This is a genomic window from Burkholderia sp. AU27893 (assembly GCF_002223205.1).
GTDB lineage: Bacteria > Pseudomonadota > Gammaproteobacteria > Burkholderiales > Burkholderiaceae > Burkholderia.
Window position 1 is genome coordinate 2,030,102 of record NZ_NKFD01000004.1, and the last position, 17,636, is coordinate 2,047,737.

Annotated in this window: 15 protein-coding genes; 6 read left to right on the forward strand and 9 right to left on the reverse strand. The window is 67.8% G+C overall.

Going from position 1 to position 17,636, the window contains the following annotated elements; all coding sequences use genetic code 11:
* Positions 1 to 41 precede the first annotated feature (41 nt).
* Together CFB47_RS28940 and CFB47_RS28945 are read left to right on the forward strand one after the other, a co-directional pair.
* Complete coding sequence (locus tag CFB47_RS28940) at positions 42 to 1,271, forward strand: RtcB family protein (protein WP_089463041.1); 1,230 nt, start codon at positions 42 to 44, stop codon at positions 1,269 to 1,271.
* Between the two features lie 300 nt (positions 1,272 to 1,571).
* Positions 1,572 to 2,732, forward strand: a complete 1,161-nt coding sequence (locus CFB47_RS28945) for a DUF1176 domain-containing protein (RefSeq protein ID WP_256946764.1) — start codon at positions 1,572 to 1,574, stop codon at positions 2,730 to 2,732.
* A 9-nt stretch (positions 2,733 to 2,741) separates the two neighbouring features.
* Here the strand turns inward: CFB47_RS28945 and CFB47_RS28950 are convergent, their stop codons facing one another.
* A complete protein-coding gene (locus CFB47_RS28950; RefSeq protein ID WP_089463043.1) occupies positions 2,742 to 3,410 on the reverse strand; it encodes an O-methyltransferase in 669 nt (222 codons plus the stop codon).
* A gap of 132 nt (positions 3,411 to 3,542) precedes the next feature.
* Here CFB47_RS28950 and CFB47_RS28955 point away from each other — a divergent pair, with 132 nt between their 5' ends.
* On the forward strand, positions 3,543 to 4,838 hold the full coding sequence (locus CFB47_RS28955; RefSeq protein WP_011356015.1) for an O-acetylhomoserine aminocarboxypropyltransferase/cysteine synthase family protein: 1,296 nt from the start codon (positions 3,543 to 3,545) through the stop codon (positions 4,836 to 4,838).
* A gap of 187 nt (positions 4,839 to 5,025) precedes the next feature.
* On the forward strand, positions 5,026 to 5,751 hold the full coding sequence (locus CFB47_RS28960; protein WP_089463044.1) for a ZIP family metal transporter: 726 nt from the start codon (positions 5,026 to 5,028) through the stop codon (positions 5,749 to 5,751).
* 22 nt (positions 5,752 to 5,773) lie between these two features.
* On the opposite strand, the gene CFB47_RS28965 is transcribed toward CFB47_RS28960, so the two are convergent.
* Positions 5,774 to 6,277 (reverse strand): hypothetical protein, encoded by a 504-nt coding sequence (locus CFB47_RS28965; RefSeq protein WP_089463580.1) that lies wholly within the window; start codon positions 6,275 to 6,277, stop codon positions 5,774 to 5,776.
* Positions 6,278 to 6,342: 65 nt separating this feature from the next.
* Entirely contained in the window at positions 6,343 to 6,618 is a 276-nt protein-coding gene (locus tag CFB47_RS28970; RefSeq protein ID WP_089463045.1) for a DUF4148 domain-containing protein, read from the reverse strand.
* A 317-nt stretch (positions 6,619 to 6,935) separates the two neighbouring features.
* On the opposite strand from CFB47_RS28970, the gene CFB47_RS28975 reads away from it, so the two are divergent.
* Positions 6,936 to 8,096: a porin gene (locus CFB47_RS28975; protein WP_089443123.1), complete on the forward strand. Its 1,161-nt coding sequence runs from the start codon at positions 6,936 to 6,938 to the stop codon at positions 8,094 to 8,096.
* A 199-nt stretch (positions 8,097 to 8,295) separates the two neighbouring features.
* On the opposite strand, the gene CFB47_RS28980 is transcribed toward CFB47_RS28975, so the two are convergent.
* Positions 8,296 to 8,544: a hypothetical protein gene (locus CFB47_RS28980; RefSeq protein ID WP_256946765.1), complete on the reverse strand. Its 249-nt coding sequence runs from the start codon at positions 8,542 to 8,544 to the stop codon at positions 8,296 to 8,298.
* 298 nt (positions 8,545 to 8,842) lie between these two features.
* Between CFB47_RS28980 and CFB47_RS28985 the strand changes: the two genes are divergently transcribed.
* Entirely contained in the window at positions 8,843 to 9,130 is a 288-nt protein-coding gene (locus CFB47_RS28985) for a DUF4148 domain-containing protein (RefSeq protein ID WP_089463046.1), read from the forward strand.
* A gap of 79 nt (positions 9,131 to 9,209) precedes the next feature.
* Here the strand turns inward: CFB47_RS28985 and CFB47_RS28990 are convergent, their stop codons facing one another.
* The 5 genes from CFB47_RS28990 to CFB47_RS29010 form a co-directional block, all read right to left on the reverse strand.
* The gene (locus tag CFB47_RS28990) at positions 9,210 to 10,640 is read right to left on the reverse strand and encodes a heavy metal sensor histidine kinase (RefSeq protein WP_089463047.1); all 1,431 of its coding nucleotides are present in this window, start codon (positions 10,638 to 10,640) and stop codon (positions 9,210 to 9,212) included.
* Positions 10,637 to 11,320: a heavy metal response regulator transcription factor IrlR gene (gene irlR / locus CFB47_RS28995; protein WP_039349341.1), complete on the reverse strand. Its 684-nt coding sequence runs from the start codon at positions 11,318 to 11,320 to the stop codon at positions 10,637 to 10,639. Before irlR ends, CFB47_RS28990 begins: the two co-directional genes overlap by 4 nt.
* Positions 11,320 to 14,532: an efflux RND transporter permease subunit gene (locus CFB47_RS29000; protein WP_089463048.1), complete on the reverse strand. Its 3,213-nt coding sequence runs from the start codon at positions 14,530 to 14,532 to the stop codon at positions 11,320 to 11,322. Before CFB47_RS29000 ends, irlR begins: the two co-directional genes overlap by 1 nt.
* Before the next feature lie 125 nt (positions 14,533 to 14,657).
* On the reverse strand, positions 14,658 to 16,133 hold the full coding sequence (locus tag CFB47_RS29005; protein WP_089463049.1) for an efflux RND transporter periplasmic adaptor subunit: 1,476 nt from the start codon (positions 16,131 to 16,133) through the stop codon (positions 14,658 to 14,660).
* 34 nt (positions 16,134 to 16,167) lie between these two features.
* Positions 16,168 to 17,496, reverse strand: a complete 1,329-nt coding sequence (locus tag CFB47_RS29010) for a TolC family protein (protein WP_089463050.1) — start codon at positions 17,494 to 17,496, stop codon at positions 16,168 to 16,170.
* Positions 17,497 to 17,636 lie beyond the last annotated feature (140 nt).

Here is a 17,636-nt window from a genome sequence, read left to right on the forward strand (position 1 = left end):
GGCGCACGCGCGCCGTGTCTCATGAACGAAGTAGCAAGGTGATGAACATCAGTGAAATGGACTATCAGGTCATGGAACTGGCGCACGGCAAGCCGGTGAAGATGTGGACGCAAGGCGTGGCCGTGGAAGACGAAGCGCGCGCGCAACTGCGCAACACCGCGCAGATGCCGTTCATCTTCAGCCACGTCGCGGTGATGCCGGACGTCCACCTCGGCAAGGGCTCGACGATCGGCAGCGTGATCCCGACGAAGGGCGCGATCATTCCGGCCGCGGTCGGCGTCGACATCGGCTGCGGGATGATGGCCGCGCGCACGACGCTGACGGCGTCCGACCTGCCGGATTCGCTGGCAGGCCTGCGCAGCGCGATCGAACGCGCGGTGCCGCACGGCCGCGCGCCGGGTCGCCGCGATCCGGGCGCGTGGGGCGACCGCACGCCGGCCGCCGTGACCGAAGCGTGGAAAGCGCTGCAACCGGGCTTCCAGCGGATCGTCGACAAGTATCCGAAGCTGGAAAAGACGAACCACTACGCGCATCTCGGCACGCTCGGCACCGGCAATCACTTCATCGAAGTGTGCGTCGACGAAGCGGGCCACGTGTGGTTCATGCTGCACAGCGGCTCGCGCGGCGTCGGCAATGCGATCGGCAGCCTGTTCATCGAGCTCGCGCAGGCCGACATGCGGCAGCACATCGCGAACCTGCCGGATCGCAACCTCGCGTATTTCACCGAGGGCAGCCGCCACTTCGACGACTACGTCGAAGCGGTGGGCTGGGCGCAGGACTACGCGCGCCGCAACCGGCAGGCGATGATGGATGCGGTGATCGGGGCAGCACGCGGCGTGATCGCCAAGCCGTTCTCGGTCGACGAACACGCGGTGAACTGCCACCACAACTACGTGCAGCGCGAACGCCACTTCGGCGAAGACGTGCTCGTGACGCGCAAGGGTGCGGTGTCCGCGCAGAAGGGGCAGCTCGGGATCATTCCGGGCTCGATGGGCGCGAAGAGCTTCATCGTGCGCGGGCTCGGCAATCCGGACAGCTTCTGCTCATGCAGCCACGGCGCGGGCCGGACGATGAGCCGTACCGAAGCGAAGCGCCGCTTCACCGTCGACGACCAGGTGAAGGCGACCCAGGGCGTCGAATGCCGGAAGGACGCGGGCGTCGTCGACGAAATCCCGATGGCCTACAAGGACATCGACGCGGTGATGGCGGCCCAGCGCAGCCTCGTCGAAGTGGTGCATACGCTGCGCCAGGTGGTGTGCGTGAAGGGATAGCGCGGTGCGCTCGATGCGTTCCTGCGCGACGTGGTCGGCGGTCGATGAAAAACGAACGGCGCGATGCCTCTGGGTGTCGCGCCGTTTTCCGCATCCGCTCTGGTCCGACCAATGCACGCCCGCAATGGACGTGCCCGCGCATTACGCATGCGTAGTCACGATTCGCAGCCCATTGCGGCGGTATACTCGATGCCGTTCGCCAAAGCGCGCCGCCGCAGCCTTCGACCTGCCCCGCTTGCTGACGATGCGCTTGCAGTCCGACGTCTTCCGCCCGCCCATCCACAGTCGATACGAACCGTCATGTCGCACCGCCTTTCGCTCGCCATCGCCGCCCTCCTCGCCGTTTCCCCGATCGTTGCCCAGGCTCGCCCGCTCGCGCGGCCGCCGGTCGAGCGCGATTTCAAGAACTGGTCGGTCGTCTGCGACAACGGCAACCGCTGCATTGCCGAAAGCCACGCCGACGATATCGACGACGCACGCACCCGCCTCATCCTGCGCGTGACGCGCGACGCGGGCCCGGACGCACAAGCGTCGCTCGACCTCTATGCGACGGTGCCGCTGGACCTGCGCACCGCACGCGTCGACGGCCGGCCGTTCGATGCGGCTCCCGCACAATGGCAGGCGTCCGGCGACAAGAATGACGACGCGCCCTCGTACTGGACGCGTGCCCGGATGCGGACCAGCGATCCGGCAACGGTTGCCGCCTGGCTCGCCGCGACGCGCAACGGGCAACTGCTGAGCTTCGGCGATCCAGCGTCGGCCCATACCGCCCGCACGCCGCTGTCGGGATTGAGCGCCGCGCTACTGCTGATCGACGACACGCAGGGCCGTGTCGGCACGGTCACGGCGCTGCTGCGCCCCGGCACCCGGCCCGCGTCGTCGGTGCCGGCCGCACCGGCACTCCCGCCCGCCGTCGTGCCGGCGCCGCTGCCGGCCGCCGCCGTGTCGGCCGCCGAACGGGGCCCGCTCGTCGACGCGGTGCTCGCGAAATTCGGCGGCGACGTAAAGCAATGTGCGGCCGACGTCGAAGACGAAATGTCCGCCAGCGATCGCAGGAAGGCGTCGTTCGCCTACGCGATCTCCGCCGACGAGGCGCTCGTCTCGATTCCGTGCCAGACCAGCAGCCTGTATAACCACACCGACCTGTGGTATCGCGTGCGACGGACGGCACCGTTCACGCCGACGGCGATGAATTTCGGCGAGAACGCGAATGCGGGGCTCGATTCGGCGTCATTCGCGAACGAACTGACCGACGCCGGCTATGCCACGATCGGCGCGATGCTGTCGAGCAAGGTCAAGCTGCGCAGTGCCGGCGATTGCGGCTCGACCGCCACGTGGATCTTCGACGGCCGGCACTTCATGCTCAGCGATATCGCCACGCACGGCACATGCAACGGCCTGTTCGACGATCAGTGGCCACGCCTGTATCGACGGGCCGATGCGGCGGCCAGCCCGCGCTGACGCACCACCTCACGCGCCGACGATCGAGATCGAGAACCCGTCCCAGCCCTTCTGCCCGACCGTCTGCACGGCCGTCGTCGTGAGATTCGGCGCGGCCACGAGACGCGCGAACCCGTCGCGTACGCCAACCACGTCGGGCTCGCGATTGTCCGGATCGGCCACGCGCCCGCCGCGCACGACGTTGTCGACGACGATCACCGTGCCGGGCCGCGACAGCTTCAGCGCCGCGTCGAGATAGACGGGGTTGTTGTCCTTGTCGGCATCGATGAAGATGAAATCGAACGGCGCCGCCCCCGCGTCGATGAGCCGCGCGAGGCTGTCCTTCGCGCTGCCGACCACCACCGTCACGGCATCCGCGAACCCGGCACGCGCGATGTTCTGCGTCGCGACCTTCGCATGCGCGGGATTGAGTTCAAGCGTCACGAGCGTGCCGCCCGGCGGCAACGCGCGCGCGAGCCAGATCGTGCTGTAGCCGCCGAGCGTGCCGACCTCGAGGATCCGCCTCGCGCCGCGGATCGTCGCGAGCAGTTGCAGCAGCTTGCCCTGGTTCGGCGCGACGTTGATCGCGGGCAGCCCCGCCGCGTCGCTCGCCGCGAGCGCGGCGTCGAGCACGTCGTCGGACGGCACGAGCGTCGCGGAGAAATACGCATCCACCTGGTTCCAATGATCCTGATTCATCGAGCGCCCCTTGTTTGCGGAACAGGCATTTTATGCGCCGCACTGCCATAAGCAACACACCATTCGTTCTAAGGGCCGTGGCGATCGTGCTCCTATAATCGCTCGACCACCACAACAACAGACGGAGCACCCATGACCGATCAGGCCGCATCGAACTGGCGCCTCGAAACCATCGCCGTACACGGCGGTTATCGTCCCGACCCGACCACGCGCGCGGTCGCCGTGCCGATCTACCAGACCGTTGCGTACGCATTCGACGACACGCAGCACGGCGCCGACCTGTTCGACCTGAAGGTCCAGGGCAACATCTACACGCGGATCATGAACCCGACGACGGACGTGCTCGAGCAGCGGATCGCCGCGCTCGAGGGCGGCATCGGCGCGCTGGCCCTGGCCTCGGGGCAATCGGCCGTCACGTACGCGATCCAGACGATCGCCGAAGCCGGTGACAACATCGTGTCCGCGAGTTCGCTGTACGGCGGCACCTACAACCTGTTCGCACATACGCTGCCGCAATACGGGATCACGACGCGCTTCGCCGATCCGCGCGACCCCGCGTCGTTCGAGCCGCTGATCGACGCACGCACGAAGGCGATCTTCGCGGAATCGGTCGGCAACCCGCTCGGCAACGTCACCGACATCGCCGCGCTCGCGGAAGTCGCGCATCGCCACGGCATCCCGCTGATCGTCGACAACACGGTGCCGTCGCCGTATCTGCTGCGCCCGTTCGAGCACGGCGCGGACATCGTCGTGCATTCGCTGACGAAGTATCTCGGCGGGCACGGCACGAGCCTCGGCGGCGCGATCGTCGATTCGGGCAAGTTCCCGTGGGCCGAGCATGCGGACCGCTTCAAGCGGCTGAACGAGCCCGACGTCAGCTATCACGGCGTCGTCTACACGGAAGCGTTCGGGCCGGCCGCCTATATCGGCCGCGCACGCGTGGTGCCGCTGCGCAACATGGGCGCGGCCATCTCGCCGTTCAATGCGTTCCAGATCCTGCAGGGCATCGAAACGCTGGCGCTGCGCGTCGAGCGCATCAGCGACAACGCGCTGAAGATCGCGCAACATCTCGCGCGCCACGAAAACGTCGAATGGGTGAACTACGCGGGCTTGCCCGATCACCCGGACCATCCGCTCGTCGCGCGCTACCTGTCGGGCCGCGCGCCGGGCATCCTGACGTTCGGCGTGAAGGGCGGCCGCGACGGCGGCGCGAAGTTCCAGGACGCGCTGAAGCTGTTCACGCGGCTCGTCAACATCGGCGACACGAAATCGCTCGCCACGCACCCGGCATCGACGACGCACCGGCAACTGTCGCCGGCCGAACTCGCGAAGGCCGGCGTGAAGGAAGAAACGGTGCGGCTGTCGATCGGCATCGAGCATATCGACGACCTGCTCGCCGACCTCGACCAGGCGCTCGCGCAGCTTTGACGGATAACGGGCGCGCCGGCTTGCCGGTGCGCCCTGCCTCGAATATGTTGACCTTGAAGCGGCTTCAAGGTGTTCAATCCCCGGTTGATGCCGGGGCGATGCCCGGCGTGTACGAACCACCCGTACCCTGCAGCCGGATGGCCAGACGCTGAGTCCGCTGCGGTACGCCAACCGTCCGAGAGGCCGCATGACACCGACCGCGAAGCTCGCGCTGCTCACGTTACCGCCGTTGCTGGCGGCCTGCTTCGGCGCCCTCGCGGCCGCCTGGCGTGCCCCCGGCCCGAAAACATCGAGCGTCATCCAGCATTTCACCGGCGGCATCGTGTTCGCGGCCGCCGCGCTCGAACTGCTGCCGCAGGATCGCGCGCATGCGCTGTTTCCGGTCGTCGTCGGCTTCGTGCTCGGCATCGCGCTGATGCTCGCGATCCGTGCACTGTCGGGCGCGATCGAGACGCGCTTCGAGCAAGCGCGGCTGCCCGTGAGCCTGATCATCGTCACCGCGATCGACGTCGTCATCGACGGCCTCGTGCTCGGCATCGCGTTCTCGGCCAGCGACGAAAGCGGCATCATCCTGACCGTCGCATTGACGCTCGAGGTGCTGTTCCTCGCGCTGTCGGTCAGCGCGGCGCTCGCGGCCGCCGGCATCGGCCGCCTGCTGTCGATCGTCATACCGGTCGGGCTCGCGGCGCTGCTGAGCATCGCGGCCGTGGCCGGCAACGCGGCATTCGCCGGACTTCCCTCCAATATCTACGCCGCACTGCTCGGGCTGGGCACCGTCGCGCTGCTGTACCTCGTCACCGAGGAACTGCTGGTCGAGGCGCACGAGGTCCCTGAAACGCCGTTCGCGACCGCCGCGTTCTTCATCGGCTTCATCGTATTCTTTCTGATCGAAGGATCGGTGAAGGCCGGATAAGCCACGCGCGCCGGCGCGCCGGCTACCACGTCGTCGCGCCCGTCGGGTACGGTTCGACGATGCGCGTGCCGTTGACGGGCGTCACGCCTTCGCTGCGCAGCGCGGCCCACAGGTCGATCGCATGTTCGCGCGACTTGCGGCTGCCGTCGTCGGTCAGCACGTTCAGCGCGATCACTTGGTCGCGTGTCGCCAGTTGCAGTTGCTCCTTCAGCTTGCGCGACTGATGCGACGCGGTGCGGACGTCGCCGAGCACGATCCGCTGCTCGGCGACAGTCGATTCGCCGCCTGCATCCGCCGGCACGAACGTCAGCCGGCCGTTGTCGACCTCGCATTGCCCGCGCGTGAACGTCGCGCTCCACTCGCCGGCCGGCACGGCCGCGAACTCGCAGCGCATCCGCTCGCTCGCGCGCCGGCCGACGTCATGCGCCGACGCGTGCGACAACGCACGTTCCGGCCAGCCGGCCGCCATCGCGGCCGTCGACATCAGGCACGCCGCAAGCACGATTCCTTTCATGAAATGGCGCATGGCACGCTCCTCTTCGTGTGGGGTGCGGCCGGCGGGCACCGCGCCTGCCGGCCGCGAATGAACGGTCAACGCACCGCGAAACGGTTGTCGTGCGCATCGACCAGCGGCGCCCTCTCCCCGCGATGCACCGTCGCACGATGGATTTCCTGGTTGCGCGCGACGGCGGCCGGGCTCGCCGGGTAGTCGTGATTCGGGCTCGGGATCACGCCGTCGTGGCGCGCACGCACCAGTTCCTGGCGGACCTCCTGCCGGGTCGTCTGCTGCGCGGCCACTGCCTGAGACAAGGCCGCCATCGACAGTACGGCAGCGGCGATGACGCTCATCGGTCGCAGAATGTTCATGTGGTTCGCTCCTTGCCTGGAAAACCGTGACGGGAGCGTTCACTTTGAGCCGGCAGCGGTGCGGAATCGTGATCGCAGCATGACGGTTTCGTCACCACCGCGACCTTCCCTGCATCGCACTACGAATGAAAATACGTGACGCGTTTCCGCGCGCATGACGCGGCGATGACATTTTTCTCATTTGTCCCTCACCTTCACGATCCGAACGCTTTCCAGAATCGGCAACGCCATCGCGACATTCCGCGCCCGCCGGTGCCACGCACGGCGCGGAATCGACCGATGCACGAAACGATCATCTTGAATCCCAGGGGAACACCATGAAAACTCCAGTTCGGCTCGCCATGATGTCGGGTGCGCTGCTCGCGACCGCTCACGCGGCACATGCAGCGGAAGTCACGTTATACGGCCTGTTCGATACGTCGCTGACGTATGTATGGAACGCCAATGCGGACGGCAAGAATCTCGTCGGCCTCGGCAACGGCAATCTGCTCGGCAACCGCTTCGGCGTGAAGGGCGCGGAAGACCTGGGCGGCGGGCTGAAAGCGATCTTCACGCTGGAAAATGGCTTCAATCCGAACACCGGCGCGCTCGGGCAAGGCAACCGGATGTTCGGCCGGCAGGCGTTCGTCGGCCTCGACAGCGCGCGCTGGGGCACGTTGACATTCGGCCGCCAGTACGACGCGCTCGCGGATGTCGCGTGGCCGGTCACCGGCGACTTCTACTTCGGCAGCGTCTACGCGACACCCGGCGACGTCGACAACTACGACACGTCGTCGCGCACCGACAACGCGGTGAAATACACGTCGCCCGTGATCAGCGGACTCCAGTTCGTCGGCATGTATGCGCTGGGCGGCGTGGCAGGCAAGAGCGGCGCCGGACAAACCTGGTCGGCCGGCCTGTCGTACAGCAACGGCCCGGTCGACGCGGCGGGCGGCTATTACTACGCGGCCAATCGCTCGTCACTCACCAACGGCATCCGCACCGGCTGGAATGGCACATCCGACGGCACGTTCGACGGGTCGCTGGTCAACGGCGGCTATATCTCCGCGAAATCGATCGGCATCGCGCGCGGCGCATTGCGCTACAACTTCGCGCCGTTCGCGGTCGGCATCGACTACAGCAACGCGCTGTACAAGGCCGATGCGATGTCCGCGTTTCGCAGCACGCAGAAGTACGACACCGCGCGCGGCTTCTTCAACTATCAGGCGACACCCAGCCTGCTCGTCGGCGTCGGCTACAGCTACACGCGTGCCCGTGGCGATACGAGCGCGACCTACCATCAAGTGTCCGCCGGCGCCGACTACGTGCTGTCGAAGCGCACCGATCTCTACGCCGTCGGCGCATGGCAACGCGCGAACGGCGAACAGCGCACGCTCGACGGCGGCACGCAAACGGCGCAGGCGTCGATCGGGTCGTATGGCTATGGCGGAACGCGCACGCAGGGCATCGTCAATCTCGGGTTGCGCCACCGGTTCTGACCATGGCGGCCATACGCGCGCCGCATGACGAAAATTTCATGATCCGATCAGGTTCGCGAAGCGTCGCATCGCTACGATCGGAACCGTGACGGGCAGCGCCCGTTCCAGACCACGCAAGCGAGTCGCTGCCGCACGGCGCGTCACGCGTTAGGCCCGGACACGTCGAGTGCCGGGCCTTTTTTTGATCGCGCGCCGACGATCAGGGCGTTGAAGTGCGTTGCGGAAACAGGCAGTTATGCGTCTTCACATAAAGGTTCGGATTGCCGCAGCGATGCCCGGCGTAATCGATCTGCTCGCCGGGCATGAGGTCGGCCGGCACCGGCTTTTTCGCGGCGGCCGGTGTGGCCTGCGAAGTTGGCGTAGTGCCGGAACGTGTCGATGCGCAGCCCGCGAAGAACGGGACGATCAGGACTGCGATCAAGGCGAGGCGAATGGCGGGACGAGGCACGTTTCAAGTCCGGTGTGAAAGTCAGAACAACGCCGCCCGCGTTCCATACAGCTATCGCAAACGGCATGAATGCCGCCGGCCACGTCGGCCATCGGCAGACTTCATGTTCCGCTTCCCGCTCATCGCACCCATGACGGGAACATGACGAATGCGTCATGCCGGTCGCGTCCGAACCGCGCGTCTCCTCATCACGCAATCTGACGCATTTTTCATCTCGCGATCACGATCACGCACGGCTGCTTTCGCATACTGGGTCCATGGTTCGCCACCCGGCGGCCCTGATCAAGGAGAGCACTCGATGAAAACCGCAAAACTCGCCGCACTGTTCGTCGCCGCCACGCTGTCGCTCGGCATGGCCACGCAGGCCGCCTTCGCGCAGACGCAAACGCAGGGCAAGACCCGCACGCAGGTCGTCAATGAACTGAAGCAGGCGCAGCACGACGGCGTCGTGCCGGTGAGCAAGACGCAGTACCCGCCGACCGGCGAGCTCGTCGCGCGCAACAAGGAGCTTCACGGGGTTTCGGTGCATGGCGGCGAGAAGAAGCCACAGACCGACAACCACGACAACCTGACCGCGCAGAAATGACGGTCGGTCATACGACCGCGGGGAGCGCGCCGCGCGCGGCCGCCTCCCGGCGAACACGCGGGTGTGCCCGCCGGCGGTGTCAGGTATCGATGGCCGCCGGCCGTTTCAACTCGGCCGGCCGTCGCGGAAAGCGCAGCCAGAACGTCGTGCGCCGGCCGGGTTCGCTGTCGACGCCGCATTCGCCGCCGTGATTGTCCATGATCGACCGGACGATCGCGAGCCCCAGCCCCGTCCCTTGCGCCGAATTGTGCCGGGACGGATCGACGCGATAGAAGCGCTCGAAGATCCGTCCAACATGCTGGGCCTCGATGCCGGGCCCCGCATCCGACACGGCGATCGTCGTCGCCCCGCCCTGCTCCACGCAATCGATCGTCACGATGCTGCCGCGCGGCGCGTAGGCCAGCGCATTCGACAGCAGGTTGCTCAGCGCGCGCTGGTACAGCATCAGATCCGCGTCGACCCACGCATGGCCGTCGACCTTCACCGTCACGCCGGCATCCTCCGCCAGCGGCTCGTAATAGCCCGCGACGCGCCCTGCCTCTTCCGACGCATCCAGGCGCCGCACGCTGATCGACGTGCCGGCCTGTTCCGAACGCGCCAGGAACAGCATGTCCTCGATCATCCGCGACAACCGCTGGTATTCGTCGATGCTCGACTCGATCACGTTCCGGTATTCGTCCGCGCTGCGCGGCTGCGACAGCACGACCTGCGCGGCCGCCTGCAGGTTCGTGAGCGGCGTGCGCATGTCGTGCGCGAGGTTCGACGAGAACTGGCTCAGCCGCGTGAACGCCTCGTTCAACCGTTCGAGCATGCCGTTGAACGCGTGCTCGAGCTCCTTCAGCTCGCCGGCCGTATCGAGCGCGGGCAGCGGATGGGCGAGCCGGCTCGTCGACATCTGTTCGGCGCGCGCCGCGAACCGCCGCAGCGGGCTCAGCCCGAGCGCGGCGATGCCGTAAGCGATCGCGGCCGCGAGCACCACACCGAACACCTCGATCACGACGATCGTATAAGCGTGCGTGCGCAGCAGCAGCACGTCGGCGCTGCGGTCGTACTGCACCACGACGCGCACCACGGGCGCGCCCGTGCCCGCACCGGCAAGCGGAACATTCGTCACCAGATACTGCTGCCGTGAGCCCGGCGGCGCGACGCTGACCGGCACGCGCCCGGCATTCAGCGACATCAGCGGCGCAACGAGGCGGAAGCCGGGCGTGCCGACCAAACGCGCGCCCGTGGCGTCGAAGATCGCGAGATCCATGTTCGGATGACCATGCAGCTGGTCGATCCAGATGTCGGTGTTGCGCGCGACGTCGGCGGTCGAGCGCGCTTCGGCCAGATGCGCGCCCAGCGCGGCGGAGATGCCGGCCATCTGCTCCGCCGCCGCGGTTTCGACGCGATTGCTCAGCGCCTCGTACAGCGCGACGCCGCTCGACGCGAGGATCACCGACGTCGACAGGATGATCAGTGCGGTCAGGCGTCCGCGCAGCGTGCGCGGCAGCAGGCGCGCGATCATGCCGCGCTGCCGCCGCGCGCCTCGAGCACGTAGCCCATGCCGCGCACCGTATGGATCAGTTTCGGGTCGTACGCATCGTCGATCTTCGAGCGCAGGCGCCGGATCGCCGAATCGACGACGTTCGTGTCGCTGTTGAAATTCATGTCCCACACCTGCGACGCGATCGTCGCGCGCGGCAGGATCTCGCCCTCGCGGCGCATCAGCAGCCACAGCAGCGCGAACTCCTTCGCGGTCAGCAGGATCGTGTCGCCCTGCCGGGTGGCCTTGCGGCGGGTGAGATCGAGTTCGAGGTCGGCCACCCGCAACGTGTTCGAATCGCGCGGCTGGCCGCGCCGCAGGATCGACTTGATGCGCGCGGTCAGCTCGACGAAGTCGAACGGCTTCGCGAGATAGTCGTCGGCGCCGAGCTCGAGCCCTTTCACGCGATCGCCGACATCGTCACGCGCGGTCAGGAACAGCACGGGCGTCGACTTGCTGCGCCGCAGGTTCTGCAGCAGCGTCCAGCCGTCCTGCCCGGGCAGCATCACGTCGAGCACGAGCAGATCGTACTCCTCGGTCTCGGCCTGGTGCTGGCCCGTGATGCCGTCCTCGACCCAGTCGACGACATAGCCGGCCTCGGTCAGCCCCTTGCGCAGGTACGCGCCCGTCTTCGGTTCATCTTCGACAATCAGAATTCGCATTACGCATTACCCTTGAAGAAACCCAGCCGGCGCAGCACGCCCGAGCCGAAGCCGCCGCGCAACGCCGCGCGCCACGACACCGCGTGGCTGACACGGTACAGCACCGGCAGCACCAGCAGCGTCAGCGCCGTGGACGACAGGATACCGCCGATCACGACCGTCGCGAGCGGGCGCTGCACCTCGGCGCCGGTGCCGGTCGCGAACGCCATCGGCAGGAAGCCCAGCGACGCGACGAGCGCGGTCATCAGCACCGGCCGCAGCCGCGTCAACGCGCCTTCGCGCACGGCGGCCTCGAGCGGCATCCCTTCGTCGCGCAGGTTGCGGATGAACGAGATCATCACGAGCCCGTTGAGCACCGCGACGCCGGACAGCGCGATGAAGCCGACCGCCGCCGTGATCGACAGCGGAATCCCGCGCAGCCACAGCGACACGACACCGCCGCTCAGCGCGAACGGAATGCCGGTGAACACGAGCAGCCCGTCCTTCACGTTGTTGAACATCACGAACAGCAGCACGAACACCATGAACAGCGCGAGCGGCACGACCAGCTTCAGGCGCTCGCTCGCGCTCTGCAGCTGCTCGAACTGACCGCCCCACGACACCCAGTAGCCGGCCGGCACGCGCACGTCCTGCTGCAGTTGCTCGCGCGCGTCGGCGACGAACGACCCGACGTCGCGCCCGCGCACGTTCGCGCTGACGACCACCCGCCGCTTGCCGTCCTCGCGGCTGATCTGGTTCGGGCCGGGCGCGACGTCGATCGTCGCCAGTTCCGCGAGCGGCACGTACGGCGCCGCCGCGAGCGGTGCGCTGGCGCCGGCCGCCGGTGCGGGCAGCGCGATCGGCAGCCGCTTGATCGCCTCGATGTCCGAGCGCAGCTCGTCGGGCAGCCGCACGACGATGTCGAAACGGCGGTCGCCCTGGAACAGCGTGCCGGCCTTCTGGCCGCCGACGGCCGCGGCCACCGTATCCTGCAGGTCGGCCACGCTCACGCCGTAGCGCGCGAGCTTGTCGCGATCGAGGTTGACGGTCAGCACCGGCAGGCCGGTGGTCTGCTCGACTTTCACTTCGGATGCGCCCGGCACTTTCTGCAGCGCGGCCGCGATCTGCTCGCCGGTCTGGTTCAGCACGGCCATGTCGTCGCCGAAGATCTTCACGGCGACGTCGCTGCGCACGCCCGAGATCAGTTCGTTGAAACGCAGCTGGATCGGCTGGGAGAACTCGTACGCGTTGCCCGGCAGCTCGGCGAGCGCTTCCTCGATCTCGCGCACGAGCTGGTCGCGCGGCTTCTTCGGGTCGGGCCACTGGTCGGCCGGCTTCAGCATGATGTAGCCGTCCGACAGGTTCGGCGGCATCGGGTCGGCCGCGATCTCGGCCGTGCCGGTGCGCGCGAACACGCGCTCGATCTCGGGGAAGCGCGCCTTCAGCGTCTTCTCGATCGACTTCTGCATCTCGACCGACTGCGACAGGCTCGTGCCGGGAATCCGCAACGCAGCAACGGCCAGGTCGCCTTCGTTGAGGCTCGGGATGAACTCGCTGCCGAGCCGCGTGGCCAGCGCGAGCGTGGCCAGCACGATCACGCCCGCGCCGACCATCACGCGCGCCGGGCGCGTCATGAATGCGGCGAGCGCCGGCTCGTACGCGCGCCGCGCCCAGCCCATCAGTCGGTTCTCCTTCTCCTCGACACGCTCGCCGATGAACAGCGCGACGGCCGCCGGAATGAACGTGACGGTCAGCACCATCGCGGCCGCGAGCGCCATCACGACGGTAATGGCCATCGGGTGGAACATCTTGCCCTCGACGCCCGTCAGCGCAAAGATCGGCAGGTACACGACCATGATGATCAGTTGCCCGAATATCAGCGCGCGACGCGCTTCCTGCGACGCGCCGAACACTTCCGCGAAGCGCTCGTCGCGTGTGAGCGGCCGGCCTGCGGCGGCCTGCGCATGCGCGAGCCGCCTCACGCAGTTCTCGACGATCACCACCGCGCCGTCGACGATGATCCCGAAGTCGAGCGCGCCGAGGCTCATCAGGTTCGCGCTCACCTTCGCGTTCACCATGCCGGTGAAGGTCATCAGCATCGACAGCGGGATCACGAGCGCGGTGATCAGCGCCGCGCGCATGTTGCCGAGGAACAGGAACAGCACGGCGATCACGAGGATCGCGCCTTCGAGCAGGTTCTTCTTCACCGTCGCGACGGCCTTCTCGACGAGCACCGTGCGGTCGTACACGGGGATCGCCTTCACGCCCGACGGCAGCGTGCGGTTCACGTCCTCCATCTTCGCGGCGACGGCCTTCGCGACCGTGCGGCTGTTCTCGCCCATCAGCATGAAGACCGTGCCGAGCACTACCTCCTCGCCATCCGACGTCGCCGCACCGGTGCGCAGCTCGCGGCCGATGTCGACCAGCCCGACGTCCTTCATCCGCACCGGCACGCCGCCGACGTTGGTCAGCACGATGCTGGCGATGTCGTCGACGGTGCGCGCCTGGCCCGGCACGCGCACCAGATACTGCTCGCCGCGCTTCTCGATGTAGCCGGCGCCGACGTTGTCGTTGTTGCGCTCCAGCGCGCGCACGACGTCGGCGAGCGTCAGCCCGTACGACATCAGCTTCGCCGGGTTCGGCGCGACCCGGTATTCCTTCACGTAGCCGCCGATCGAGTTGACCTCGGTCACGCCGCGCACGTTGCGCAGCTGCGGCCGGATGACCCAGTCCTGCAACTCGCGCAGGTCGGCCGCCGTATAGCGCGTGCCGTCGGGCTTGCGCGCGTTGGCGTCGGCTTCGACGGTCCACAGGTAGATCTCGCCGAGGCCCGTCGAGGTCGGCCCCATGGCGGGCGCGATGCCGGCCGGCAGCTTGTCTTTCGCTTCCTGGATGCGTTCGTTGACGAGCTGCCGCGCGAAGTAGATGTCGGTGCCGTCCTTGAAGATCACCGTGACCTGCGACAGCCCGTAGCGCGAGATCGAGCGCGTCTGCTCGAGGCCCGGCAGGCCGGCCATCACGGTTTCGACCGGATAGGTGATGCGCTGCTCGGCCTCCAGCGGCGAATAGCCGGGCGCGGCCGTGTTGATCTGGACCTGCACGTTGGTGATGTCGGGCACCGCGTCGATCGGCAGCTTCTGGTAGCTGAACACGCCCAGCGCGGCCACGGCCGCGATCGCCAGCATCACGAGCCAGCGGTGCGCAATCGCAAAGCGGATCAGGCGTTCAAACATGGCGGGTTTCCTTGAAACGGGGCACGGTCACCCTCGACGGACGAGCCGCCCGGCCAGTTACACGGCGGGCCGGAAAGCGGGCCGCATATCGGGCCGCGAGGCGTGCAATGGCACACACGTAGCGCTCATTCATGTTCCGCGCTCCCCTTGCCCAGTTCGGCCTTCAGCACGAAGCTGTTCGACGCCGCGTATTCCTGGCCCGGCTCGAGCCCCTTCAGCACTTCGGTCGCCCGTTCGTCGCGCCGGCCCGTTTCGACGGCCTGCGCGACGAAGCCCTTCGACGAGCGCACGAAGACGGACGGTGCGCCGTCGACGTCCTGCAGCGCGTCGCTCGCGACCGCGAGCGGCACACTTTGCTTGCCCGCGTCGACCGACACGTTCACGAACATCCCGGGCCGCCACACGCCGTCCGGGTTCGGCAGCACGACGCGCGCCGGCGCGGTGCGCGTCTGTTCGCCGAGCAGCGACCCCACGTACGCGATCGGGCCGCTCGAGCGCGATTCGAACGCGGTTGCGATGACCGTCGCATCGCGGCCGACCCGCACGTCGTTCAGCCGCTGCGCCGGCACGGCCATCTCGGCCCATACCGTCGAGAGATCAGAGATCACGAACATGCTGGCATCGGCGGCAATCGCTTCGCCGGGCGTCGCGTGCTTCTCGACGATCGTGCCCGCGAACGGCGCACGCAGTTCGTAGCGGTTCAGCGCGCCCGCGCCGACCGGCGCGTTCAGCGCCGCGAGTTTCTGCCGCGCGTTCTGCACGGCGATCTCGGCTTCACGCAACTGCACCTGCGCCTGCTGGTAGTCCTGCTCGGCCGAGATGCGCTCCTTCCACAGCGTGCGTTCGCGCTCGTAGGTCGCGCGGGCGCCCGACAGCCGGCGCTCGGCCGTCAGCAGCTCGCTGCGCCGGTCGGCGAGATCGGTGCTCGCGATCACGGCCAGCACCTGCCCCTTCGCCACGTTCTGCCCGAGCGACACCGACACCTGCTCGACGATGCCGGCCACGCGCGGCACGACGTGCGCGGTACGATCCTCGTTGAACTTGATCTCGCCCGGCAACTGGAACGGCGTCGCGATCTGCGCGGGGCCGGCCTTTGCCAGTGCAATCTTCGAGGTCGCGAGCTGCGCGTCGGTCAACGCGATCGCGCCGTCGGCGCGCGCGAACGGGAAGGATGCCGATGCATTGCCCGCCTTCACGTCGATCGTCGCGTCGAACACGTGCGGCTTGCCGATCGACTGCGCGGACACGAACTTCTGGCCGGCCGCGTCGAAACGCAACGGCTCGTGCGTGCGGTCGTAGCGAACCAGCGTGCCGGACACGGTGACGCCCTTGTCGGCCGGCTTGCCGTCGACGAACGGATAGACGATGAGGCGCGCATCGCCGGGCTTTTCCGTCATCACGATTTCGACGGACAGCTTGCCGCGCTTGAGCACGACACCGCCGCGCTCGCCGGTGGCTTCGGTGGATGAAGCGGCAACGGCCGCCGCCGATGCGGACGCGCTGCTGCCGCCGCTGTTGCGGGTGACGCCGAGTGCGCCGATGACGATCCCGGCACTGCCGAGCACGACCGCCGCGATGATCAGGATTCTGTTGCGTGACATGGTGATCCTTCAGGTGAAAGAGGCGTCCGTTGCGCTATTGCGCGACCGGTGCCGGTGCGAGCGGCGCGAGCGGCGTTCCGACCAGCCGGCCGATGTCGGCGCGAGCCGTATGGGCATCGGCGAGTGCGCGCACGTATTGCGACTGGCCCTGGAACAGCGTGCGCTGCGCGTCGAGCACGTCGAGGAAGCTGAACTTCCCGAGCTCGTAGCCGCGCGACATCGCATCGAGTGCAAGGCGCGCGGCCGGCAGGATGTCGGCCTTCAGCCGCTGCGCTTCCTGCGCGGCGGCTTCGAAATTCGCGTACGCCTGCGTGAGGTCCAGCCGCAGGCGCGTGCGTTCGCGATCGAGATCGGCATTCGCGCGCTCGGCCTTGTGCGTCGCCTCGAGCAGCGCGCCCTTGTTCGTGTTGAACAGCGGAATCGGGATCGACACGCCGACGACCGCCTGGTTGTCCGGCACGCCGCCCGTGGTCACGCGCTTCACGCCCGCGCTGATCGTCACGTCCGGAATGCGCCGCGCGCGTTCAAGCGACACGGCCGCGTTCGAGCGCAGCATCTCGGCACGTGCGATCCGTGCCAGCGGAGCGTCGTCGAGTTGCGCGGTCAGCGCGGACAGTTGCTCGACCGGCGGCACGGCTTCGAGATCGCCCTGCACCGCAAGCCGGCCGTCGCGTGCTTCGCCCATCACCGCGTTCAGCTTTTCGCGCGCGACCTCGACACGGCCGCGCGCCGTCACCACTTCGATCTGCACGCCGGCGGCCGCCACGTGCGCCTTGGTCGCCTCGACCGGCGACACCTTGCCGGCCTGCGCGCGGCGGCTCGCGAGATCCGCGGAGCGCGCGGCGATCGCGGCCGATTCCTCGGTCACCTGAAGCTGGCGCTGCGCGGCGAGCAGCCCGTAGAACGCGGCGATCACGTCGGCGCGCACGACGGCGCCCTGCTCGTCGAGCGATGCATTGGCCGCTTCCCTGCCGTACGACGCGACATCGAGCCGCGCGCTGCGCTTGCCGCCGAGTTCGATCGTCTGGTTGATCAGCGCGGTCGACGTGCGTTCCGCGCGGCGAAACCCTTCCTGCAGGAACGACACTTCGGGATTGGGACGCGCGCCGGCCTGCATCAGCGCGCCGGCCGACGCCTCGACGTCCGCGCGCGCGCCGCGCAGCGCCGGGTTGTTCCGGGCCGCGACCGATAGCGCATCGGCAAGGGTCAACGAATTGGAAGGGGGAGTATCGGGGGGCGGTGCGCTGATCGGCGCGACGCTGCCGGAAGCAGACGGGGCCGGCCCCGGCGACAGCGACGGCTGCGCATGAGCCGTCGCGGCCATCGCGAAGACGATGGCCACGGCGAGGTTGAGCTTGAGCATGTTCGGTTCTGCGGTAACGGTTCGCGACCGATGCTACGGTCCGGCCGCAGTGCGAACATGAGGCGAAGATGATATTTCCGTCATGTTGGGGGCGTGGTATTCGCCGAGCCAGCGTACGGATCCGTGCAGATAGCCATTTG